The organism is Pseudomonas guariconensis (assembly GCF_024127895.1).
GTDB classification, from domain to species: domain Bacteria; phylum Pseudomonadota; class Gammaproteobacteria; order Pseudomonadales; family Pseudomonadaceae; genus Aquipseudomonas; species Aquipseudomonas guariconensis_B.
In genome coordinates this window covers 34,912-55,853 of sequence record NZ_JAMYBK010000011.1, presented here as the reverse complement: position 1 = coordinate 55,853, position 20,942 = coordinate 34,912, and the positions used below count along the sequence as shown (strand labels likewise).

Annotated in this window: 20 protein-coding genes and 4 tRNA genes; 12 read left to right on the top strand and 12 right to left on the bottom strand. The window is 63.2% G+C overall.

Features of this window, described 5'->3' with window-relative positions:
- Nucleotides 1-3: 3 nt before the first annotated feature.
- The 3 genes from NJF35_RS13700 to fabV form a co-directional block, all read right to left on the bottom strand.
- Nucleotides 4-909, bottom strand: coding sequence for an alpha/beta fold hydrolase (locus NJF35_RS13700; protein WP_253079973.1), 906 nt, complete (start codon nt 907-909; stop codon nt 4-6).
- Between the two features lie 149 nt (nt 910-1,058).
- Nucleotides 1,059-1,745, bottom strand: coding sequence for a GNAT family N-acetyltransferase (locus NJF35_RS13695; RefSeq protein WP_225789495.1), 687 nt, complete (start codon nt 1,743-1,745; stop codon nt 1,059-1,061).
- Between the two features lie 169 nt (nt 1,746-1,914).
- A complete protein-coding gene (fabV, locus tag NJF35_RS13690; RefSeq protein WP_225789496.1) occupies nt 1,915-3,126 on the bottom strand; it encodes an enoyl-ACP reductase FabV in 1,212 nt (403 codons plus the stop codon).
- 116 nt (nt 3,127-3,242) lie between these two features.
- Between fabV and NJF35_RS13685 the strand changes: the two genes are divergently transcribed.
- The 3 genes from NJF35_RS13685 to NJF35_RS13675 all read left to right on the top strand — a co-directional run bounded on the left by NJF35_RS13685 (nt 3,243) and on the right by NJF35_RS13675 (nt 5,607).
- Entirely contained in the window at nt 3,243-3,401 is a 159-nt protein-coding gene (locus NJF35_RS13685) for a hypothetical protein (RefSeq protein WP_253091181.1), read from the top strand.
- 66 nt (nt 3,402-3,467) lie between these two features.
- Nucleotides 3,468-4,646: an acetyl-CoA C-acetyltransferase gene (locus NJF35_RS13680; RefSeq protein ID WP_225789498.1), complete on the top strand. Its 1,179-nt coding sequence runs from the start codon at nt 3,468-3,470 to the stop codon at nt 4,644-4,646.
- 313 nt (nt 4,647-4,959) lie between these two features.
- The gene (locus NJF35_RS13675; protein WP_253091180.1) at nt 4,960-5,607 is read left to right on the top strand and encodes a TetR/AcrR family transcriptional regulator; all 648 of its coding nucleotides are present in this window, start codon (nt 4,960-4,962) and stop codon (nt 5,605-5,607) included.
- A 52-nt stretch (nt 5,608-5,659) separates the two neighbouring features.
- Here NJF35_RS13675 and metE read toward each other — a convergent pair whose 3' ends face one another.
- Nucleotides 5,660-7,966: a 5-methyltetrahydropteroyltriglutamate--homocysteine S-methyltransferase gene (gene metE, locus NJF35_RS13670; RefSeq protein WP_253091179.1), complete on the bottom strand. Its 2,307-nt coding sequence runs from the start codon at nt 7,964-7,966 to the stop codon at nt 5,660-5,662.
- 294 nt (nt 7,967-8,260) lie between these two features.
- On the opposite strand from metE, the gene NJF35_RS13665 reads away from it, so the two are divergent.
- On the top strand, nt 8,261-9,814 hold the full coding sequence (locus tag NJF35_RS13665) for a methylenetetrahydrofolate reductase C-terminal domain-containing protein (RefSeq protein WP_253091178.1): 1,554 nt from the start codon (nt 8,261-8,263) through the stop codon (nt 9,812-9,814).
- Between the two features lie 73 nt (nt 9,815-9,887).
- On the opposite strand, the gene NJF35_RS13660 is transcribed toward NJF35_RS13665, so the two are convergent.
- The gene (locus NJF35_RS13660) at nt 9,888-10,103 is read right to left on the bottom strand and encodes a hypothetical protein (RefSeq protein ID WP_225790878.1); all 216 of its coding nucleotides are present in this window, start codon (nt 10,101-10,103) and stop codon (nt 9,888-9,890) included.
- A gap of 652 nt (nt 10,104-10,755) precedes the next feature.
- On the opposite strand from NJF35_RS13660, the gene NJF35_RS13655 reads away from it, so the two are divergent.
- Complete coding sequence (locus NJF35_RS13655; RefSeq protein ID WP_253091177.1) at nt 10,756-11,286, top strand: glyoxalase superfamily protein; 531 nt, start codon at nt 10,756-10,758, stop codon at nt 11,284-11,286.
- A 382-nt stretch (nt 11,287-11,668) separates the two neighbouring features.
- Here NJF35_RS13655 and NJF35_RS13650 read toward each other — a convergent pair.
- A tRNA-Thr gene (locus NJF35_RS13650) sits at nt 11,669-11,744 on the bottom strand.
- A gap of 81 nt (nt 11,745-11,825) precedes the next feature.
- A complete protein-coding gene (locus tag NJF35_RS13645) occupies nt 11,826-12,236 on the bottom strand; it encodes a pilin (RefSeq protein ID WP_253080033.1) in 411 nt (136 codons plus the stop codon).
- 217 nt (nt 12,237-12,453) lie between these two features.
- On the opposite strand from NJF35_RS13645, the gene NJF35_RS13640 reads away from it, so the two are divergent.
- The 4 genes from NJF35_RS13640 to yacG are packed head-to-tail and all read left to right on the top strand — an operon-like array spanning nt 12,454 to nt 15,350.
- On the top strand, nt 12,454-13,662 hold the full coding sequence (locus tag NJF35_RS13640; protein ID WP_253080034.1) for a type II secretion system F family protein: 1,209 nt from the start codon (nt 12,454-12,456) through the stop codon (nt 13,660-13,662).
- Nucleotide 13,663: 1 nt separating this feature from the next.
- Nucleotides 13,664-14,530, top strand: coding sequence for a prepilin peptidase (locus NJF35_RS13635; RefSeq protein WP_253080035.1), 867 nt, complete (start codon nt 13,664-13,666; stop codon nt 14,528-14,530).
- A complete protein-coding gene (coaE, locus tag NJF35_RS13630) occupies nt 14,530-15,153 on the top strand; it encodes a dephospho-CoA kinase (protein WP_253080036.1) in 624 nt (207 codons plus the stop codon). The genes NJF35_RS13635 and coaE overlap by 1 nt, the downstream gene beginning before the upstream one ends.
- Nucleotides 15,150-15,350: a DNA gyrase inhibitor YacG gene (gene yacG / locus NJF35_RS13625; protein WP_225790872.1), complete on the top strand. Its 201-nt coding sequence runs from the start codon at nt 15,150-15,152 to the stop codon at nt 15,348-15,350. Before coaE ends, yacG begins: the two co-directional genes overlap by 4 nt.
- A gap of 76 nt (nt 15,351-15,426) precedes the next feature.
- Here yacG and NJF35_RS13620 read toward each other — a convergent pair whose 3' ends face one another.
- The gene (locus tag NJF35_RS13620; protein WP_225790882.1) at nt 15,427-16,110 is read right to left on the bottom strand and encodes an energy-coupling factor ABC transporter permease; all 684 of its coding nucleotides are present in this window, start codon (nt 16,108-16,110) and stop codon (nt 15,427-15,429) included.
- Nucleotides 16,111-16,229: 119 nt separating this feature from the next.
- On the opposite strand from NJF35_RS13620, the gene NJF35_RS13615 reads away from it, so the two are divergent.
- From NJF35_RS13615 to NJF35_RS13605, 3 genes are all read left to right on the top strand, one after another.
- Nucleotides 16,230-16,859, top strand: coding sequence for a DUF1780 domain-containing protein (locus NJF35_RS13615; protein WP_225790871.1), 630 nt, complete (start codon nt 16,230-16,232; stop codon nt 16,857-16,859).
- A gap of 132 nt (nt 16,860-16,991) precedes the next feature.
- The gene (locus NJF35_RS13610) at nt 16,992-17,165 is read left to right on the top strand and encodes a DUF3094 family protein (RefSeq protein ID WP_225790870.1); all 174 of its coding nucleotides are present in this window, start codon (nt 16,992-16,994) and stop codon (nt 17,163-17,165) included.
- Nucleotides 17,166-17,249: 84 nt separating this feature from the next.
- Nucleotides 17,250-18,545, top strand: coding sequence for an NAD(P)/FAD-dependent oxidoreductase (locus tag NJF35_RS13605; RefSeq protein ID WP_253091176.1), 1,296 nt, complete (start codon nt 17,250-17,252; stop codon nt 18,543-18,545).
- 239 nt (nt 18,546-18,784) lie between these two features.
- Here the strand turns inward: NJF35_RS13605 and NJF35_RS13600 are convergent.
- The 4 genes from NJF35_RS13600 to NJF35_RS13585 form a co-directional block, all read right to left on the bottom strand.
- Nucleotides 18,785-18,860, bottom strand: a tRNA-Lys gene (locus NJF35_RS13600).
- A 6-nt stretch (nt 18,861-18,866) separates the two neighbouring features.
- Nucleotides 18,867-18,943 (bottom strand) — tRNA-Pro (locus NJF35_RS13595).
- Nucleotides 18,944-18,947: 4 nt separating this feature from the next.
- Nucleotides 18,948-19,023: transfer RNA gene (locus NJF35_RS13590), tRNA-Asn, on the bottom strand.
- An 847-nt stretch (nt 19,024-19,870) separates the two neighbouring features.
- Nucleotides 19,871-20,806, bottom strand: a complete 936-nt coding sequence (locus tag NJF35_RS13585; RefSeq protein ID WP_410896957.1) for an aromatic alcohol reductase — start codon at nt 20,804-20,806, stop codon at nt 19,871-19,873.
- Between the last annotated feature and the right edge of the window lie 136 nt (nt 20,807-20,942).

The window sequence follows — 20,942 nt, the reverse complement described above, 5'->3', positions numbered from 1 at the left end:
CTTTCACAAACGCTGCCCCGGGGTACCAGGTGGCAAGTTGCCCTGCTGCAGCCACTGCAGTGCGATCGGCCACAGGCTGTCGCGGAAGCGATCATGGAAGAAGGCGAAGTGGCCGATCTCGCCGACCGAGATATCCACAGGCGCCACCCGCAGGTGCAGGCGCTCGGCGTCATTGAGGTAACCCAGCAAGCGTTCGGTGGCGGCAATGGTGCCGAACGGATCGTCGGCCAGGCTGATCGCCAGGGTCGTCGCCCGCACCTTGGCGAACGGCGGCTCCGCCAGCGTGCGTCCGCTGGGGCGGTGCTCGTAGCGGGGCGTGCGGGTGGTCCAGTCGTGTACCACCCCCGCCGGCGTGTCTTCCAGCCAGCCCAGGCGCTTGCCTGGGAAGTAACCGAACAACCGCGTCAGCAGCGGCATCACCACATGCCACTTGCCGAACAGCCGCCAGCGCTGCTGCGCCGCATAGTCACGCCAATAGGCGAACTGCGCCCCCACCATCACCAGCCGCCGTACTTGGCCCGCAGACGGCGCCAGGCCCACCGCGCAGCCACCGAAGCTATGCCCCACCACGTCCACCGGCTGGCCGGGAAACTCATTGGCCGCCAGTTGCAGCATGGCCTCGAAATCGAGCCGTCCCCAGTCGCTCCAGGACGCCTGGAAGCCACGCAGCGACGCCGGACGCGATTCGCCGATGCCACGGTAGTCGTAGGTCAGCACGTCGAAGCCCTGGGCGAACAAGTAGTCGGCGAAGCGCGCGTAATAGCGGCAGCGCACCGAGGTGGCGGCATTGATGATCACCAGCGGGCGCTGGGGGTCGGCTTGGGCATGACGCCAACGAAAGCCGCCGAGGCTATAGCCATCGGCGGCGTCCTGGCGAAAAGCGCTGGCGGGCTGGATGAGGCTGCTCATGGCGCACTCCCTGCGGCGTCTCGCACCGACAGGGCGCGGGCACGGGCGATTGTTCGTCCGCCAACGCTAGTATTGAGCGCGCGTCATTTCAACTATTTGGCCCCAGCATTTGCCCACCCCAACGGCATAGCCCGCTCCCGGCCAACCTCTCAGGCAGTCGGCAAGGCCCGGGCCACGCCCGGCTTGCGCAGCACCTCCAGCCGCGAGCCCTGGTAGCGGGTTTCGCGGAACAGCTTGAAGCGCCCGAACAGGCCATAGACATGCATCACCCGCCCTTGCTCGTGATACCCCATGCGCAAATGCAGCTTCATGGCTGGGACGTTGTGGGTCTCGACCACGTCCACCACCTTGTTGCAGCCCTTCTCGCGCATGGCGTTCCACAGCTCCACCTGGGCGGTGACCGACAGCTCGCTGCCGAAATAGCGGCGCGTCATCTCGCCGCCGAACTCGAAGAACTCGCCCGGCTTCACCGGGAAGGTGCAGCCGTAGTAGTGCTTGTCGTGGTAGTCCACCACGCTGCCCCAGATGAACGCCACCGCATCGCCCTGCTCGTCCAGGTACATGTGCCCGGTGTGGCCTTCGGCGGCCAGCTCGCGCATGGTCTCGACGCGGTCGCCGAAGTAGCGGGCGAAAGCGTCGGCGTTCTCGGGGGTGATCTGTACCAGGGTTACCGGTGGGTGTTCCTTGAGGTTGTACGGCGGTACGGGGCTGACCAGGTCACGCTCCATCCACAACAACTCCCAATGGAAAAACACATAGCGCTCGAACAAGGTCTTGAGGGTGCGTTTAAGACCTTTTTGGCGGATTCGTTCTTGTATTTTTTGCAATGTGCTCATACTGCTGCCTCCCCAGCCCAGGCGGAATTACCTGGTCATTAGCAGCGGTATAGATCAGCCGGAGCGCCCTCATAGCAAAGGGCCAGCGAAGGAATTGTTTCAGATTATGTGCAGGCCCCGGAGGGAACCGTGCAGCCGTCCATGAACGGCTGCACGGTCAAGGGCTTGCTTACAGCTCGACGCAGTCGAACCGTACGTCGGTGGCTACGTCTTCGTCGTAGTTGACGTCGGCGCGCTCGAAACCGAACAGCTTGAGGAACTCTTTCTTGTAACCGGCATAGTCGGTCAGCTGGAACAGGTTCTCGGTGGTCACCTGCGGCCACAGGGCCTTGCAGGCGTCCTGGACGTCGTCACGCAGTTCCCAGTCGTCCAGGCGCAGGCGGCCCTTCTCGTCGACTTCAGCGGCCTGGCCGTCGGCACGGTACAGGCGGTCGCGGAACATACGGTCCAGCTGGTCCTGGGTACCTTCGTGAACACCCTTCTCCTGCATGATCTTGAAGACCATCGACAGGTACAGCGGCATCACCGGGATGGCCGAGCTGGCCTGGGTGACGACCGACTTCAGTACGGCCACGTTGGCGCCGCCCTTGATCTCGGTTGCCAGTTTACGGTCCAGGCGCAGGGCAGTTTCGTCCAGGTCCTGCTTGGCCTTGCCCAGGGCGCCGTGCCAGTAGATCGGCCAGGTGATCTCGGTGCCGATGTAGCTGAAGGCGACGGTGCGCGCACCTTCGGCCAGCACGCCGGCGCCGGCCAGGGCGTCGATCCACAGCTGCCAGTCCTGGCCGCCCATGACGGTGACGGTGTCCTGGATTTCCTGCTCGGTGGCCGGCTCGATGCTGGCCTCGATGATGGTGTCCTTGTTGGTGTCGATGGCGGTCGACTTGTACGGCTGGCCGATCGGCTTGAGCGCCGAGCGCACCAGTTCACCGGTCTGCGGCAGCTTGCGTACAGGAGAGGCCAGGGAATAGACCACCAGGTCGACCTTGCCACCCATCTCGTGCTTGATCAGCTCGATGACCTTGGCACGGGCTTCATCGGAGAAGGCATCGCCATTGATCGACTTGCTGTACAGGCCCTCGGCCTTGGCGAACTTGTCGAAGGCCGCGGCGTTGTACCAGCCGGCGGTACCGGCCTTGGTCTCGGTGCCGGGCTTTTCGAAGAACACGCCCAGGGTGTCGGCCTTGAAGCCGAAAGCCGCGGTGATGCGCGCCGCCAGGCCATAGCCGCTGGATGCACCGATCACCAGGACCTTCTTCGGCCCATCCTCGCGCACGCCCAGCTTGCGGGTGGCTTCGATCTGGTCACGGACGTTGAGCTCGCAGCCCTTCGGGTGGGTCGTGGTGCAGATGAAACCGCGGACCTTAGGATGAATGATGGCCAATGTCTGTACCTCATCAGGTGTTTAGGCATGGGACAGCCGCCAACCATGGCGACGACCCGTTTATTGGAGGGTGAGACTACACCCGGAAGCGATCCGACACATCTTAAGGACTGATCGTGGTGTTTCAAGAGAACATTGCGCTCGCCCATGCCGGCCAGATCGTTGATGAGTGCCTGCCGGATATGAGCGGCATTGCAGCGGAATCGTATAGGCTCACGCCTGCCACTCATTTGTTTTTCACATCAATGAGAAAGAAAAACAAATTTAACAAATGAGCGATTCCCACCGATGCTGACAGGAATGCGCCGAGCTGGCGTCCACCCTTCACGGAGAACAACAACATGAACGACGTCGTCATCGTCGCCGCGACCCGCACCGCCATCGGCAGTTTCCAGGGTGCCCTGGCCAACGTACCGGCCGTGGACCTGGGCGCCGCGGTGATCAAGCGCCTGCTGGAGCAGACCCAACTGGACCCGGCCCAGGTCGACGAGGTGATCCTCGGCCAGGTGCTCACCGCCGCTGCCGGCCAGAACCCGGCGCGCCAGGCGGCGATCAAGGCCGGCCTGCCCTATGGCGTGCCCGCGCTGACCCTGAACAAGGTCTGCGGCTCGGGCCTCAAGGCCCTGCACCTGGCGGCCCAGGCGATCCGCTGCGGTGACGCCGAGGTGGTGATCGCTGGCGGCCAGGAGAGCATGAGCCTGGCGCCCTACGTGCTGCCGTCCGCCCGTACCGGCCAGCGCATGGGCCACGGCCAGCTGGTCGACAGCATGATCACCGACGGCCTGTGGGACGCCTTCAACGACTACCACATGGGCATTACCGCCGAGAACCTGGTCGAGCAATACGGCATCAGCCGCGAGCAGCAGGATGCCTTCGCCGCCGAGTCCCAGCGCAAGGCCGTGGCCGCCATCGAGGCTGGCCGCTTCAAGGACGAGATCACCCCCATCGTCCTGCCGCAGAAGAAGGGCGACCCCAAGGTCTTCGACACCGACGAGCAACCGCGCCCCGGCACCACCGCCGAGTCCCTGGCCAAGCTGCGCCCGGCCTTCAAGAAGGACGGCAGCGTGACCGCCGGCAACGCCTCCAGCCTCAACGACGGCGCCGCCGCGGTGCTGCTGATGAGCGCCAGCAAGGCCCAGGCCCTGGGCTTGCCGGTGCTGGCCAAGGTCACCGCCTACGCCAGTGCTGGCGTGGACCCGGCAGTCATGGGCATCGGCCCGGTGTCCGCCACCCAGCGCTGCCTGGACAAGGCCGGCTGGCAGCTGGGCGACCTGGACCTGATCGAAGCCAACGAAGCCTTCGCCGCCCAGGCCCTGGCCGTTGGCAAGCGCCTGGAATGGGATGCCTCGCGAGTCAACGTCAACGGCGGCGCGATCGCCCTCGGCCACCCCATTGGCGCCTCCGGCTGCCGCGTGCTGGTGACCCTGCTGCACGAGATGATCAAGCGCGATGCCAAGAAAGGCCTGGCCACCCTGTGCATCGGGGGTGGGCAGGGCGTGGCGTTGGCGATCGAGCGCTGAGCCGTTCGCTGCGAGTGTGTTCCGGGGCTGCTTTGCAGCCCATCGCCGGCAAGCCCCCACAGGCCCCTGCAAACTGCATCATGTGTAGTCGACTCAGCACCCTGTGAGAGCGGGCTTGTCGGGCGCCGAACCGCCGCGACAGGCCAGCCCTGCCCCCCTGAGCATGGCCAGGGCTACGCCTTCATCTACGGCTAAAGCCACCTCGCTATATACTTTTGCAATAGCGTTATGGCACTGTAGCGAGCATCCGCTTTCCCTTTTGCCGTAGCCATGCCGATCCGCCATCCCCGCCCTGCCCCACAGCAGCACCGCCATGCCTAGTATCCGCGAGCGCAACCGCCGCCTGATCGTCGAGGCCGCCAGCGCGGAGTTCGCCGACAAGGGCTTCGAAGCGTCCACGGTCGAAGACATCGCGGCCCGTGCCGGCCTGCCGAAAGCCAACGTCCACTATTACTTCGAAACCAAACGCAACCTCTATGCCTGTGTGCTCGACCGGGTCATGGAGCCGCTCCTGCGCGCAGCGCGCAGCCTCGATCCCGAAGCGCTGCCGAAAGACGCGCTGGAACGCTATATCCAGGCCAAGATAGGGGTGATCCGGCAATATCCACATGCCTGCAAGGTCCTGGTGCGGGAGATGCTGCACGGTGCCCATCACCTCTCCGGCAGCCGCGCCGAGGCCATGCGCGAGATCGCCCGGCAGAACCTGGGCTGCCTCAACACCTGGATGGACCGGGGCCTGATCGCCCGCACCGCGCCGGAACACCTGCTGCTGTTCCTCTGGTCGATGCCCATGGCGCATATCCGCTTCGCCCCACAGGGGAGCCGGCTGGCGCAATCGCGCACGCACGACGGCCACGACCTGCAACCCTCGGCCTCGGCACTCACCAGGATGCTGCTGCGGGGCTTGCAGCCAGAACGGCCTGAACAACGCATCGCTATATATAAAAATAAATATCGATAACCCAATACGCAAAACGGGACGCCAAGGCGTCCCGTTCGTCGATCCAGGGTAATCAGGCCCCCTGGCTACGCAGCTCGCGGGCAGCGGCAACCATGTTGACCAATGCCGCCTCGGTCTCCGGCCAGGCGCGGGTCTTCAGGCCGCAGTCCGGGTTGACCCACAGGCGCTCGGCGGGAATGCGCCGGGCGGCCTTGCGCAGCAACTTGACCATCTCGTCCTTGCTCGGCACTCGCGGCGAGTGGATGTCGTACACGCCTGGGCCGATCTCGTTCGGGTAGTCGAACCGCTCGAAGGCCTCCAGCAGTTCCATGTCCGAACGCGAGGTCTCGATGGTGATCACGTCGGCGTCCATGGCGGCGATCGACTCGATCACGTCGTTGAACTCGCTGTAGCACATGTGGGTGTGGATCTGGGTTTCATCCCGCACGCCCGAGGCGCACAGGCGGAAGGCTTCGGTGGCCCATTCCAGGTAATGAGCCCAGGCGCCCCTGCGCAGCGGCAGGCCCTCGCGGAAGGCCGCTTCGTCGATCTGCACGATCTTGATGCCGGCCGCCTCCAGGTCGAGCACCTCGTCGCGAATCGCCAGCGCCAGCTGACGGGCCTGGACCTCGCGGCTCACGTCCTCGCGTGGGAACGACCACATCAGCATGGTCACAGGGCCGGTCAGCATGCCCTTCATCACCTTGCCGGTCAGGCCTTGGGCGTACTCGATCCACGCCACGGTCATGGCTTTCGGACGGCTCAAGTCACCGAAGATCACCGCCGGCTTGACGCAGCGCGAGCCGTAGCTCTGCACCCAGCCGAAGCGGGTGAACACGTAGCCGTCGAGCTGCTCGGCGAAGTACTCGACCATGTCGTTACGCTCGGCCTCGCCGTGCACCAGCACGTCCAGGCCCAGGTTTTCCTGGATCTGCACCGCATGGCGGATCTCGCTCTGCATGGCCTCGACGTACTCGGCCTCGGTCAGCTTGCCTTGCTTGAACGACTGCCGCGCCAGGCGGATCGCCGACGTCTGTGGGAAGGAGCCGATGGTGGTGGTCGGGAAAGCCGGCAGGTCGAGCCCGGCGCGCTGCTTGGCGATGCGCTGCTCGAACGCCGACTGGCGCTGGCTGTCGGCCGGCTTGATCGCCGCCAGACGGGCCTGCACGGCAGGCTTGTGAATGCGTGGCGACGCAGCGCGGCTGGCCTGGATGGCCCGGCTGCGCGCCAGGGCAGCGGCGACGTCGGCCACGCCGGGTTCGTTGACGGCCTTGGTCAGCACCGCGACCTCCTGGCACTTCTGCACGGCGAAGGCCAGCCAGCTTTTCAGTTCAGCATCCAGCTTGTCTTCACGGGCCAGGTCGACCGGGCTGTGCAGCAACGAGCAGGAGGGCGCCACCCACAGGCGATCGCCCAGGCGTTCGGCGGCGTGGCGCAGCACATCCAGTGCTTTTTCCAGATCGCAGGCCCAGACGTTGCGGCCGTTGACCAGGCCCAGCGACAGCACCTTGTAGGCCGGCAGGCGGTCGAGGATGGTCGGGTACTGCTCAGGGGCGCGCACCAGGTCGATGTGCAGGCCATCGACCGGCAGGTTGGCGGCCAGGCCCAGGTTGTCTTCCAGGCCGCCGAAATAGGTGGCGATCAGCTTCTTCAGCGGTGCGCGCTGCAGGATGTTGTAGACACGCTCGTAGGCGTTCTTCCAGTCCTGCGGCAGATCGAGGACCAGGATCGGCTCGTCGATCTGCACCCACTCCACACCCTGGGCGGCCAGGCGGTTGAAGATCTGATCGTACAACGGTAGCAGGCGGTCGACCAACTCCAGCTTGTCGAAGTCGGCGCCCTTGGTCTTGCCCAGCCACAGGTAGGTCAGCGGGCCGATCACCACCGGTTTGACTGCATGGCCCAGGGCCTTGGCCTCGTCCACTTCCTCGAACAACTGCTCCCAGCTCAGGGCGAACTGCTGGTCGGCGGTGAACTCGGGGACCAGGTAGTGGTAGTTGGTGTCGAACCACTTGGTCATTTCCTGGGCGTGGGCACCGCCGCAGCAGCTGTCGCTGCGGTCCGTCGCCACGGCGCCTCGCGCCATGGCGAACAGGGTCTGCAGGGTCGGCGTGGCACCCTCATGGCCCCGGAAGCGCTCCGGGATCACGCCGAAGGTCAGCGAGTGGGTCAGGACCTGGTCGTACCAGGCGAAGTCGCCGACCGGCAACAGCTCGATGCCGGCGTCTTTCTGCACCTGCCAATGGGCTGCGCGCAGCTCACGGCCCACGGTGCGCAGGCCGGCTTCGTCCAGTTCGCCCTTCCAGAAGGCTTCCTGGGCTTTCTTCAATTCACGGTCGCGCCCGATGCGCGGAAAACCCAGGTTGTGCGCCAGTGCCATGTTCTTGTCCCTCAGCATGCAGAAATGAATGAGAGGATTGTCGGCGCGCAGCCATCGTGAGACAAACTCATTTAATTTAAGATGATCACAAGATTTACTCATGATCCTATTGAAGCATGCCTGGTTCGCAGGGATAGTGCGGCGCTGCTTGAGAGCGGCGCCGAACCGCCGCGAATGGCCAGCCCAGGCACCCAGGATGTCTCTTTCAAAGCAATTCCCTACGCCCCCGGACATGACCCCTCCCCCACCCTCCTTCACAATGCCACCGTGCCCCAACCCAATAGCCAACCGCCCATGAGCCAGTTGAAAAAGGCGCTGCACGAAAAATCCTTCGTCTGCGTCATGGAGTTCGTCCCCAAGTCCTCCAGCCCGCACTTCGCCAGCATCGAGGCCCTGATGGCCCGCTCGCACCTGTGCGGCTGGCCCATGACCGTGGCTATCGCCGACCGCGTCGGCAGCCCTTTCGAAATGTCTCCCCTGGAGGCCTTCGCCAGCCTCGAGCAGCCCCACCCCGCCCTGCTGCATTTCTCCGGCAAGGACCGCGAACGCCAGCATCTGCTGGAGCAACTGCAACGTATGGACGCCGCAGGCCTCGACCAACTCCTGCTGCTCACCGGCGACCGCCTGCCCGGCCATGAACCCGGCCAGCGCCCGGTGCGCTACCTGGAGTCGGTGGCGGCCTTGCAGATCGTCCGCCAGGCCCGACCGGGCTGGCTGCTGGGCGCCGGCATGCACCCGTTCAAATACCGCGAGGAAGAAGGCGGCGCGCAGTACTTCAAGGCCGAGAAGAAGCTCGCCGCCGGCGCGGACTTCCTCACCCTGCAACTAGGCTACGATGCCAGCAAGCACCGTGAAGCCATCCAGTGGATGAGCCGCCAACCCTCACCCAAGCCGCTACTGGCCTGCGTCATGGGCCTGACCCTGGGGCGCGCGCGGATCTTCGAGCAGGTGGCCGGCATCGTGGTCACCCCCTCCATGCGCGACCTGCTCGAAGCCGAGGCGGCCCTCTCCAAGGCCCATGCCCAGGCACGCAGCCTCGAACGCCTGGCCTTGCAGATCATCGGCCTGCGCCTGATGGGGTACGCCGGGATTCACCTGTCCGGCATCCATGACGTCGAGCAATTGCTGACGCTGGAGCAGACGATCAACCGCTGGCAATCGCGCATTCATTCGCTGGAGCAATGGGCACCGGCATGGGCGGCCTGCTGGCAGATGCCCGGGCTGCCTGCGGTGACCTTCCATCCGCCTGAGGCGAACTGGCGGCTGGGCGAATCCCGCGTTACCGCCTCGCGCAAGGAAACAGCGCGTTATCACCTGCTGTCTGGCTTTCATTCGCTGCTGTTCAGCCGCAGTTCGTGGCTGAGCCAGGCGTTCGGCTGGGCCGTGCAACGACCGGTCTGGGCCACGCCTACCGGCGCCCGCGTGCTCCATCGCCTGGAGCGCAGCGTGAAAAGGCCGCTGGTGGGGTGCGACACCTGTGGGCGCTGCCGCCTGGAAGATACCCTCTACGTCTGCCCCGAGACCTGCCCGAAGGGCTTGGCGAATGGGCCCTGCGGCGGGACCTCGCTCAACCGCTGCGAGTTTGGGGACAGGGAATGCATACATAGCGTCAAGTACCGGATGGCCAAGGCTGTGGGGCAGACCGAAGTGCTGGTCGAGCGGCTGATTCCTTGCGTCGAGGAAAACAGCCGGCACCGGAGTTCCTGGCCGGGGTGGTTCGAGGCGCGGGGGTGTGCTTCTGCATCACCCTGTGGGGGCGGGGTGGCGTCGCGATTGGGACAACGGGCCGAACAAAAAGCGGCGCTACGAATATCCCAACCAGGTGTCATTACCGAACTGGATAACTGATCCGCATCAGGGCTTATCCACAGGGCGAACCACGAGCCGCGTCCCACTAAAACGCAATGGGACGCGGCTTCAATCATGTCGGCTCATTACTCAGCAACTTGCCGCATTGCTCGCTGGCCAAACGGCTGATGATCTTGATCGCCTGGTGAATACCCGCCGTGGTGCGGAAGCTCAGTTGTGGTGGGTGTTCACATTCCAGATGCTCGTCATGCTGCACCAGCGCCTCGCCGAGTAATTCGAGGGTCCAGATGTAGCTCTGGATGGAGGTTATGCGCTCGTGGTCAGTCATGGCGCACCTGCCTCAGGTTGCCCTGGCTGTGGATGGGGTAGAAACGGTGGGGTCGAGTCACCGGCGGGATTGGACGGTGGGGAACGGATGCGAGGATCCTGAATGGACTTACGATGGTCATGCATGAGGTCCTTTTCAGTTGAAGCACCACACCAATCGTCGCCAAACGATTAGGGTGGCAGCTGTACGCAGGTTGGCGAACCGAGGAAAAGGAACTCGGCAGACCCGAAGGGTCTCCCACGCACAGCCGCCATTACACGAAACTGCGGACACAAAAAAAGCGCCTGCAATCGTGATCTGGGCGCCTTTGCGCCTTTTCGTTCGGGTCGCCAAACCCGGTCGCGGAATTGGCCGCGACCAGGGCAATCTATCCCCGTGAGCCGGCCAACGCAAGCATCACTCGAATACGAAGTCTCGCTCGTTTCTGTAAGAACTGTCGATCGTGTCCCGGGAAGTGGTGTAACTGAATCAGCCGAAGGCGCCGCTTCCGACCTCAATCAGGACTGTGTACTATCGACGAAGGCCGATGCTGCCCGCCGCTCGCTCCGGAAGGAAAGGTGAAAGCATCTCTGCTCCAGCCCCTATCGCATCTCTCTTGATAGTCGAGGTTTGGCAACGCGAGCACCAGAATGCCTCGACTCCAGGAGGAATGATGCTGTCAATCGAGAAAGCCAAACGGATGGCCAAGAGCCTGCGCGCCTCTCCAGACGCCCGCAGTCACGAAGTTTCCCATGCAGTTGCGCTTGAAATGGTAGCGCAGCAATTGGGATACAAGGATTGGAACACCGCCTCGGCGCTACTTCCCCACGAGGCTCCCCGCCCCGCCATTACCTTCGACAAGGCCATACCGATACTGCGGATGTTCGACGAAACCAAGGCGAGGGAGTTCTACGTTGATTTTCTGGGTTTCAGTATCGAATTCGAGCATCGATTCGAGGCTGACTTGCCCCTCTATCTTGGGCTCAACCGAGGCGGTCTACAGATACACCTGTCTGAACATCATGGCGATGCGAGCCCTGGAGCGACGATATTCGTTCCGATGCAAAACATAGAGAAGCTTCGTGACGAGTTACTGGCTAAGCGCTATGGCTATGGGCGGCCGGATATCGTTCAACAGGACTGGGGGCAGCTTTTGGAGGTGTACGATCCTTTTGGTAATCGTATTCGGTTCTGTCAAAGCTGATTACCAGGTCTAGGTGGAGACCATCGCCCTCAACACTGGGATTCTGAGGCGATGGTTTCCGCATATTTTCAAGCGGACGCGATCGCCTTTATCGCCAGGATGTCCATAAGCCAACGAAGCTCTACCCAAAACCATTCAAGACGAGATAACTCAGGAATGCCTGCAACTTGGCGCTAGCGCTTCCAGTGTTACCATGCCTAACTTTAAAAGCGGTGAAGTCGACGTACGCCCGCCTCTTCCGGTGCGTGGCCATTTGAGGTCTATCACGTTAAACGAAAAAGCCCCGCATCCAATGAGGTATGCAGGGATTTTTTTTGCTGGCCCCTGCTGTCACGAGGGCCATCATGATTACAGAAAAAACATCTGCAACCCGTGTATTTACTGGTGCCGGAGACAGGAATCGAACCTGCGACCTTCGCGTTACGAGTGCGCTGCTCTACCGACTGAGCTACACCGGCGTGAGCGCAACGCTACCACTGCCGTGACAGATACGCAAACCCCTGTTTCGCCTCGGTTATTCCCCACCCCCAGCCCCAACCTCAAGACGCCTTGCAACCATTCGGCGCGAGGTCTGCCTCCACCGTCGTGGTACAGCTCCACCCCGTCGCGGAGCGGGTCAGCGTGAGCGTCTTACCGAGCACCGTGGCAGGTGCATCGGCGAGGGTGCAGACGATGCTGGCACTACCATCGGAAGCCGTCCCGCTGGCAGTGATGGCGCAATGCGCTGTGCTCGCCTGGCCCCCCAGCGCAGCGACATCCGCCACATCCTTGCCCTCGTTCAAGCGCAGGTCCATGGCGGTCTTGAGCGCGGAGATTTCCAGCAACCCAGCTGCCGCCTTGGTCCGCGCCTGGTGGTTGGTGTACATGGGGACGGCGATGGTCGCCAGGATGCCGATGATCGCCACGACGATCATCAGTTCGATCAGGGTAATGCCTCGTTGCCCTTTCATGAGCGTGTTTCCTTGTTGATACGGCTATGCCTTGGTTCCTGTCTCGGACACCAGGCCGACAGGCGCGCAGTAGAGCCGAACGGACACCTTTTGTCACCCCTGCCCGCCTGGACGTCCTGTTCGCTGAACTACTCTAGTGACCATCAGAGCAACCCGCCTGGTCATGGGCACGGCAAGCTGTTACGGGGCTTGTCGCGACAGCAGCAAGGACTTTCGCATGAGCCATTCGACACGCCTCTATGCCTGGGAAGGCACCGACCCCAGCGGCCAGCGCATCAGTGGGCAAACCCAGGGGCGTAGCCCGGCGTACGTGCGCGCCGGGTTGCAGCGCCAGGGCATCCAGGTCGCCAGCCTGCGGCCGGCCAGCCGCCTGGGGTGGCGCTGGCCCCGTGGCCGGGACAAGGCCGACCCGGCGGGTTTCAGCCGGCAGTTGGCGACGCTGCTCAAGGCCGGGGTACCGCTGTTGCAGGCATTCGAGGTGATGGGGCGCAGCGGTGGGGACGAGAGCCTGGCCAGGCTGCTGGCGCGGTTGCAGCAGGATGTCGCCGGAGGCCTGGGCCTGGCCGATGCGCTGCAGCGCCATCCGCGTTGGTTCGATCGGCTGTACTGCAACCTGGTGCGGGTGGGCGAGCAGTCCGGCACGCTCGATGGCCAGCTCGAACAGCTGGCCACCCTGCTGGAACAGCGCCAGGCCCTGCGGCGGCGGGTGCGCAAGGCGATGCTCTACCCGCTTCTGCTGTTGCTGACCGGGCTGGGCGTGTCGGCGCTTCTGCTGCTGGAGGTGGTGCCGCGCTTTCAGGCGCTGTTCGCCAGCTTCGACAGGGCGCTGCCGCCGCTCACCCAGTGGGTCATCGACTTGTCCACAGGGCTGGGGCGCCATGCGCCGTGGCTGCTGGTCACCAGCATCATGCTGGGCGCGGGCCTGGTGCAGCTGTATCGACGTCATGAATACGCACGCCTGTGGATATCCCGGCAGGTACTGCACCTGCCGGTGCTCGGCGGGCTGCTGGGCCGGGCGGCGCTGGCGCGTTTTGCACGTAGCCTGTCCACGGCCTATGCCGCCGGGGTTCCGCTGCTCGATGCGCTGGGCACGGTGGCGGCGGTGAGTGGCTCGGGAGTGCATGAACAGGCGATCCTGCGCTTGCGCCAGGGCATGGCCAACGGCCAGGGGCTGCACCAGGCGATGGCACTGGAACCGCTGTTTCCGCCATTGCTGGTACAGCTCACGGCCATCGGTGAATCCAGTGGCACCCTCGACCAGATGCTGGGCAAGGCCGCCAGCCACTACGAGGAACAGGTCAGCCAGGCGCTCGACCAGCTGACAGGCCTGCTGGAGCCTGCCATCGTGCTGATTCTCGGCGTGGTGGTGGGTGGTTTGGTGGTGGCCATGTACTTGCCGATCTTCCAGTTGGGTAGCTTGATCTGACATGAACCTGTGGACTGTTCTGGCCGGCGAGCCGGCTCTTTTCGTGACGTTGGCGGGGCTGCTGGGTCTGTTGGCCGGCAGTTTTCTCAATGTCGTGGCGCACCGCCTGCCGGTCATGCTCGAGCGCCAGTGGCAACGGGAGGCGCAGGAGGCGCTTGGCCTGCCGACGGTGGCGCACGAGCGCTTCGACCTGTGCCTGCCTGCCTCGCATTGCCCCCATTGCGGCCATCGCCTGCGCGCGTGGGAGAACGTTCCGCTGCTGAGCTACCTGGCGCTACGGGGGCGCTGCTCTGCGTGCAAGGCCTCCATCAGCCCGCGCTACCCGCTGGTGGAGTTGGGCTGCGCGGCGTTTTCCGTGGCTGTCGCCTGGCATTCGGGGCCGACCCTCGAACTGCTTTTCGCCCTGCTGCTGACCTGGGGGCTGCTGGCCCTGAGCCTGATCGACAGCGAACATCAGCTACTTCCGGACGTGCTGGTGCTGCCGCTACTCTGGCTGGGCCTGGTCGGCAATGCACTGGGGTTGTTCGTACCGCTGCACGACGCGCTCTGGGGAGCGATCTTCGGCTACCTGAGCCTGTGGCTGGTGTATTGGCTGTTCAAGCTGGTGACCGGCAAGGAGGGGCTGGGCTATGGCGACTTCAAGCTGCTGGCGATGATCGGCGCCTGGGGGGGCTGGCAGGTGCTGCCGTTGACGCTGCTGTTGTCTTCGGTGCTAGGCGCGCTGATCGGGCTGTGCCTGCTGCGCCTGCGCAAGGCGTCGATGGGCTCGGCCATGCCCTTTGGCCCCTATCTGGCCATTGCGGGCTGGATCGCCGTGCTCTGGGGTGATGAAATATACACCTCCTACATGCAACTGCTTGGAATCTGATGACCACCGCGGCTTTTACCCCTTGGATTCTTGGCCTGACCGGCGGCATCGGCAGTGGCAAGAGCGCTGCGGCGCAGCGCTTCGTCGAGTTGGGCGTGCACCTGGTCGATGCCGACCAGGCGGCGCGCTGGGTCGTCGAGCCTGGCCGCCCTGCCCTGGCCAGCATCGTCGAGCGCTTCGGTGCTGGCGTGCTGCTGGATGACGGCCAGCTCGACCGTGCGGCCTTGCGCCAGCTGATCTTCGCCGACCCGACCCAGCGCCGCTGGCTGGAGGAGCTGCTGCATCCGCTGATCGGCCAGGAGATCTTCAGCTACCTGGCCAAGGCCGAATCGCCCTATGCGGTGTACGTCTCGCCGTTGCTGATCGAGTCTGGGCAGCACCAGAAGACCCAGCGGGTGCTGGTGATCGATGCCCCGCCTGCGCTGCAGGTACAGCGCACCCTGCTGCGCGACAACACCAGCCCCGAGCAGGTGCAGGCCATCCTCCAGGCCCAGCTGGAGCGCGAAGCGCGGTTGCGTCATGCCGATGACGTGGTGGTCAATGACCGCGACCTGGGCTGGCTGCACGAGCAGGTCGATCGCCTGCATCATTTTTACCTGACTTTACGAGGAGGCCAGCCATGAGCCAGCCATTGACCGTTGACTGCCCGACCTGTGGTGCACCTGTGGAATGGAGCGAGAAAAGCCCGTTCCGGCCGTTCTGCTCCGATCGTTGCAAGCTGATCGACCTGGGCGCCTGGGCGGCGGAGGAGCACAAGATTCCTGGCTCGAGCGAGGCCGAGGATGAGCTGTACTCCGGGGATCTGGAGCCACGGCACTGAGTCTGCTTGTGGGGCCTGGGAGATTGCTGGGCTGCGCTGCAGCCCCAAGACGCCCCTACTTAGAAGCAGAAGTGCCTCAGCGTTCATCATCCTTCCAGGGCGCCTGTAAGTAGCGGGTACGGTTGAAGGTCTCCAGCCATTCGGGGCAGAACACCACCAGGGCGCTGATCACCGTGCCGTTGATGAAGGCCTCGGGGAAGATGATCAACCACAGGTAGCCGACGAAATCCTCCAACCATTCCGGCATGGCGAAGCGCCCATCCAGCCACAACAGGCCAAGCCCGGCCAACAGGCAGAGCAAGGCAGCCAGCGCTGCGGCGAAAAACCCTGAACAGAAGATATAGACGAACAGGTTGCGCGGCTGCGCCCGCTCGACCAGGATCGCACACACCTCGGTGACCAGCACCGGCAACCCGATCAGCAACAGGCCGTTGATGCCCAGGGCCGCCAGGTCCTGGCGCCCGAGCAGGAGCAGGCCGAGTTGGGCGAGGAAACCGCCGAGGATCGCCAGCGGCCAGTCCAGCAGCAGGGTCACGGCGGTCATGCCGATGAAGTGGTACGACACGCCGGTATCGAAATCGCGCCGCACCAACCACAGGGCGAACAGGCCGAACACCGTGCCGAACAACAGGTGCTGGCGGCGGCTGTCGCTGAACAGCTCGACCCAGCGGGTACGGCTCGCCGCCCAGATCAATAGCGGTACATAGGCCAGCCAGCCCAGGGTCAGGCTGGTGGTGGACAGGACCTGTGCGCTGATCACCTCGAACTCGCTCCCGTGTCGAACAATCACGAGTCTACACCCATTCAACCCGGCCCCCGACCGAATCCTGCGCACAAACAGCATCTTACCGTCATGGATTAGCGGCTAAGCTTGTTCCCATGGATGACTCAGACTACCTGCGCCTGCTCACCATCCAGGCCGAACAAGCCAATGCCTTTCTCTCCAATGCACGCAAGTGGGAGCGTGAGCGTTGGGTGTGCCAGCGCCTGCTGCAAGGGCTGAACATCCCTTATCGCAGCGAAGACTTCATGCCGGCCGGCCAGGAACCGCCGGACGTGCTGTTTCGCGATGCTGCCTTCGAGGTGTTCTTCGTCCTCGACGAGGGGCGTCGGCTCAACGACGAGTGGCGTGAGGAGCTGCAGCGCAGGCGCAGTGCGTTCTCCCTGAGCCAGCTGGTGCGCCGCGAAGCACGGCCACGACGGATCAGTGCCCAGGAGCTGCTCGCGCGCCTGGCGCCAACGCTGCGCAAGAAGGCGCACAACTACCGGGAGCGTGGGCTCGACCTGGGCGAGTTGGACATCATCGCCTTCGCCAGCCTCAAGCGCGAAGTGCTGGACCTCAACAGCCACTTCCCGCCCCCCACCGAATACCTGCGCCAGGGCTGGCGCTCGCTGTCGCTGGTCGGGCCGACCTTCGCCCGGGTGCTGTTCGCCCACCCTGACGCGCCGGATTTTTTACGCGGCAACCTGGGGCGCAGCATCGTCTTCGATGTAGGTATCAGTCTTTGATCCAGTGCCGAGAGTCTTTGCGATGGCGTACACTCGGCGCCGGAGATAGAAAGCATTATCATTTGTTTCAAGCGCTTGCGTGATCGTTGTAGCGTTCATGCAATCACAAACGTCTATCTGACGAGGCCCACCATGACCAGCCGCCTGAATCCAGAAGATCAGCGTCGTGTCGATGAATACCTGCGAGCCCCCCAGCACCAGGTCGAGCGCAAGCCTTTCCGGCCCTTGCTGCTCCTTGCGCTGGTGGTGATCGTGACCATCGGTCTGGGCCTGCTTAGCCGCCTGTTGAGTGGACTGGTGCTATGAGCTGCCTCGCGCTCGCCCTCCCCTCCTGCAGTGTGCGGCCGGCCCCCGGGGCCAAGGATTCCGTAAAACTTGTGAGATATCCCCATGACTCATCGCATCGTGATTGTCGGCGGCGGCGCCGGCGGCCTGGAACTGGCGACCCGCCTGGGTAAAAGCCTGGGCAAGCGCAAGAAGGCCGAGATCACCCTGGTCGACGCCAACCTGACGCACATCTGGAAGCCGCTGCTGCACGAGGTGGCCGCAGGTTCGCTCAACTCCTCGGAAGACGAACTGAACTACGTGGCCCAAGCCAAGTGGAACCACTTCAACTTCCAGTTGGGGCGCATGAGCGGGCTGGACCGGGAGAACAAGCAGATCCAGCTGGCCGCGACCCTCGACGAAGAGGGCCGCGAACTGCTGCCTGCGCGGACCCTGGGCTACGACACCCTGGTCATTTCCGTGGGCAGCAACACCAACGACTTCGGCACCCTTGGCGCAGCCCAGCACTGCCTGTTCCTCGACACCCGCAAGCAGGCCGAGCGCTTCCACCAGCAGTTGCTCAACCACTACCTGCGCGCCCATGCGGGCGATACGGCCAGCGAGAAGATCAGCGTGGCGATCGTCGGCGCCGGCGCCACCGGCGTGGAGCTGGCCGCCGAGCTGCACCATGCCGCCCATGAGCTGGCCGCCTATGGCCTGGACCGCATCCGGCCCAAGGACATGCACATCACCGTGATCGAGGCCGGGCCACGGGTATTGCCGGCCCTGCCCGAGCGCATCAGCGTGCCGGTGCACAAGACCCTGGAGAAGCTGGGAGTGACGGTGATGACCAATGCAGCCGTCAGCGAAGTGACCGAGGATGGCCTGAAGACCGCCAGCGGCGAGGTCATCCAGGCCAGCCTCAAGGTCTGGGCGGCGGGTATCCGCGCACCGGGCTTCCTCAAGGATATCGATGGGCTGGAGACCAACCGTATCAACCAGTTGGTGGTGCGCCCGACCCTGCAGACCACCCGCGACGACGACATCTTCGCCTTCGGCGATTGCGCCGCCTGCCCGCAACCGGGCAGCGACCGCAACGTGCCGCCACGGGCCCAGGCCGCGCACCAGCAGGCCTCGATGCTGGCCAAGAGCCTCAAGGCGCGCCTGGAAGGCAAGCCGCTGCCGAGCTATGAATACCGTGACTACGGCTCGCTGGTGTCGCTGTCGCGCTTCTCGGCGGTGGGCAACCTGATGGGCAACCTCACCGGCAGCGTGATGCTGGAGGGGTGGCTGGCGCGGATGTTCTATGTGTCGCTGTACCGGATGCACCAGATGGCGCTGTATGGGACCTTCCGCACGTTGATGCTGATGCTGGGCAGCAAGATCGGGCGTGGGACCGAACCGCGCTTGAAGCTGCACTGATCCATATGGAATTGAAACTGAAGGGCCGCGATGCGGCCCTTTTTGTCGCTGGGATGCGACTGGACAGGTTCTGGGGCTGCTGCGCAGCCCATCGCCGGTACCGTTGCCCTCGGTAGCCTGTGGGGAAGCGGCACGAAGCAATTTGCCAAGTGCCGAATGCTCTCTGTGCAACAAGCTGCACGAGAAAAATTCGACAGACAAAAGAAAAAGGGCATCTCATGCGAGATGCCCTTTTTACATGGTGGGTCGTGAAGGACTCGAACCTTCGACCAATTGGTTAAAAGCCAACTGCTCTACCAACTGAGCTAACGACCCGGAAAATGGTCGGGGTGAGGGGATTCGAACTCCTGACATCCTGCTCCCAAAGCAGGCGCGCTACCGGACTGCGCTACACCCCGAATTTGGCTCCGCGACCTGGACTCGAACCAGGGACCCAATGATTAACAGTCATTTGCTCTACCGACTGAGCTATCGCGGAACTACAACTTCGTACTACTTCGAAGGCTGTTCAGCTTCGAACTCTTCGACATTCGCGTTTGCGTTCATGTCTCCGAGGCGCGCTATTCTACATCCTCCGAATCGCTTGTCAACCCCCAATTTGCTTTCAACTTACTGATTTGCAAATTGTTTTCAGATCGCCTCTACCGCCGGTGATCTGTGTAGTGCCTGACAGCGGGGCGCATATTAAGCGCACCCGAAGCAAAATGCAAAGAAAATTTTCAACATTCTCAAAGAGTTATTCAGAATCCAACGTTACGGCCGCTGGAAGCCTGTGGAGCAATGCCGGTCGGTCAAGGCTTTCAGCGGCCATTTGGGGCTGCAAGGCAGCCCCAAATGGCTTGTAGGCGTTCAAAAAAGGGCCGGTGTCAAGTCCTTCGTACCAATGACGGACGGCATGAAACGGTAAGTGGGACAATAGGTTATCTATTGCGCAGGCGGCTATAGGAGGTCTCAGTATTGTGAGCTAGGTGCCACATAGGAGCGTCGGGAGAGTAAGGGGCATCGTGCTTCGTAGGGCTCGATTGCCTACATAGTGACGCTTATCGGTTCATCGTAGCCCAATACGTCGTCACTTTTCAGAACAATGAATGCGCAGCTTCGGGCTACGCGCCCGAGGAATCATCCGTTTAGTCAGCGACCAGCAGCAGCTCGATTTCGGGTGTGTGGTTTTGCTGCAAAGGGATCGGGCGACTCATGCCAGCTGATGAACGCAATGCGCATCAGCCGGCCAGTCGATTTTTCGGATCCACGCTTGGCGTTGGAAAGCGCCACGCTCGGCTTGTTCCCTGATGGAGGACGCGCACAGTCTCATGCAAGCGACCGGGTCAGGCTTCCAACAGGTGCTGCAGGTAATGCGCGACATCGACTGTTTCAATGCCGTGTTTCGCATTGAAGGTGTTGGCCTTGTCCCACCACATCCCATCACCAAGCGCGAAGGCAGCCCGGTAGCGCGTCATGACATCATCAGGCATCTGCGCCAGATCGGCGCGCAACTTGTCCAGCGACCACAGCGTCTTCTCGAACGCATATCCGGTGACGCGCTCGACAACCTCGGCCAACTCGCCATAGGAAATCGTATCGCCGGCCACATACACCACCTCGTTGGCGATGCGCGGCTCGGCCAACAGTATCTCCGTGGTGAGCCTGCCAATGTCTTCCGGCGTCGTGACCGTGACCCTGGTGTCCCAGGTGCCCAGGCCATGGACAGTCCTGGCGGCAAGGTTCACCACGTCGAACGCCGGCTCGAACAGGAAGCTGGTGAACATGCCGGTGGAGATGATCACCCACTCGGTCTGCTGCTGGGCGCGCAGCAGTTGGCGTACTTCATATTGCTCGTCGAACACCGGTTGGCCACTGCCCTGTCCGACCACATCGTAGTCAACGCCGAACTGCCACGGGAAATAGCGCTCGACCTTGGCGTCTAGCGCGGCGCGGGTGATTTTCAACTGCGTGCCGGGGCCAGCGACGAAGCCGGTGCAATTGACCACCGTGCGATAGCGCTCAAACAAGGCTTGCAGGGCGGCGGCATCGCCAGCCAGATCGAAGCCGATGACCTCCACGCCCGACGCCTGCAAGATACCGAGACTTTCGATATCCCCGGGGCGGGTGCTGGAGACAGTCTGCGGTGAGACAACAACCGTGACCGATTGGCGGCGCTCGGCCGCGCGCGGAGCGAGCGCACGCAGCACCGCCATGCCCAGTTGACCGGCGCCAAGGACCAACAGGTCACGGCGATAGGATTCGTTTGCTGACATAGACATAATTTCTCATACTCAAATAAATGAAATATTTCGCACCAGCCCGCGAGAACGGCCAACGAGCGACTCCGTGACGAGAATCACGCAAAATTGTGCTTACATCCTTGTCACATGCATGGAAGTTTAGTTTCATGGAAGT

Excerpts from the sequence above, each read along its gene's own strand:
- NJF35_RS13610 (WP_225790870.1), top strand. The coding sequence starts at position 16,992 with ATGACCAGCCGCCTGAATCCAGAAGATCAGCGTCGTGTCGATGAATAC.
- NJF35_RS13675 (WP_253091180.1), top strand. The coding sequence starts at position 4,960 with ATGCCTAGTATCCGCGAGCGCAACCGCCGCCTGATCGTCGAGGCCGCC.
- NJF35_RS13700 (WP_253079973.1), bottom strand. The coding sequence starts at position 909 with ATGAGCAGCCTCATCCAGCCCGCCAGCGCTTTTCGCCAGGACGCCGCC.
- NJF35_RS13585 (WP_410896957.1), bottom strand. The coding sequence starts at position 20,806 with ATGTCTATGTCAGCAAACGAATCCTATCGCCGTGACCTGTTGGTCCTT.
- NJF35_RS13665 (WP_253091178.1), top strand. The coding sequence starts at position 8,261 with ATGAGCCAGTTGAAAAAGGCGCTGCACGAAAAATCCTTCGTCTGCGTC.
- NJF35_RS13695 (WP_225789495.1), bottom strand. The coding sequence starts at position 1,745 with ATGAGCACATTGCAAAAAATACAAGAACGAATCCGCCAAAAAGGTCTT.
- NJF35_RS13645 (WP_253080033.1), bottom strand. The coding sequence starts at position 12,236 with ATGAAAGGGCAACGAGGCATTACCCTGATCGAACTGATGATCGTCGTG.
- NJF35_RS13615 (WP_225790871.1), top strand. The coding sequence starts at position 16,230 with ATGGATGACTCAGACTACCTGCGCCTGCTCACCATCCAGGCCGAACAA.
- NJF35_RS13660 (WP_225790878.1), bottom strand. The coding sequence starts at position 10,103 with ATGACTGACCACGAGCGCATAACCTCCATCCAGAGCTACATCTGGACC.
- coaE (WP_253080036.1), top strand. The coding sequence starts at position 14,530 with ATGACCACCGCGGCTTTTACCCCTTGGATTCTTGGCCTGACCGGCGGC.
- yacG (WP_225790872.1), top strand. The coding sequence starts at position 15,150 with ATGAGCCAGCCATTGACCGTTGACTGCCCGACCTGTGGTGCACCTGTG.
- NJF35_RS13680 (WP_225789498.1), top strand. The coding sequence starts at position 3,468 with ATGAACGACGTCGTCATCGTCGCCGCGACCCGCACCGCCATCGGCAGT.
- metE (WP_253091179.1), bottom strand. The coding sequence starts at position 7,966 with ATGGCACTGGCGCACAACCTGGGTTTTCCGCGCATCGGGCGCGACCGT.
- NJF35_RS13605 (WP_253091176.1), top strand. The coding sequence starts at position 17,250 with ATGACTCATCGCATCGTGATTGTCGGCGGCGGCGCCGGCGGCCTGGAA.
- NJF35_RS13640 (WP_253080034.1), top strand. The coding sequence starts at position 12,454 with ATGAGCCATTCGACACGCCTCTATGCCTGGGAAGGCACCGACCCCAGC.
- NJF35_RS13635 (WP_253080035.1), top strand. The coding sequence starts at position 13,664 with ATGAACCTGTGGACTGTTCTGGCCGGCGAGCCGGCTCTTTTCGTGACG.
- NJF35_RS13655 (WP_253091177.1), top strand. The coding sequence starts at position 10,756 with ATGCTGTCAATCGAGAAAGCCAAACGGATGGCCAAGAGCCTGCGCGCC.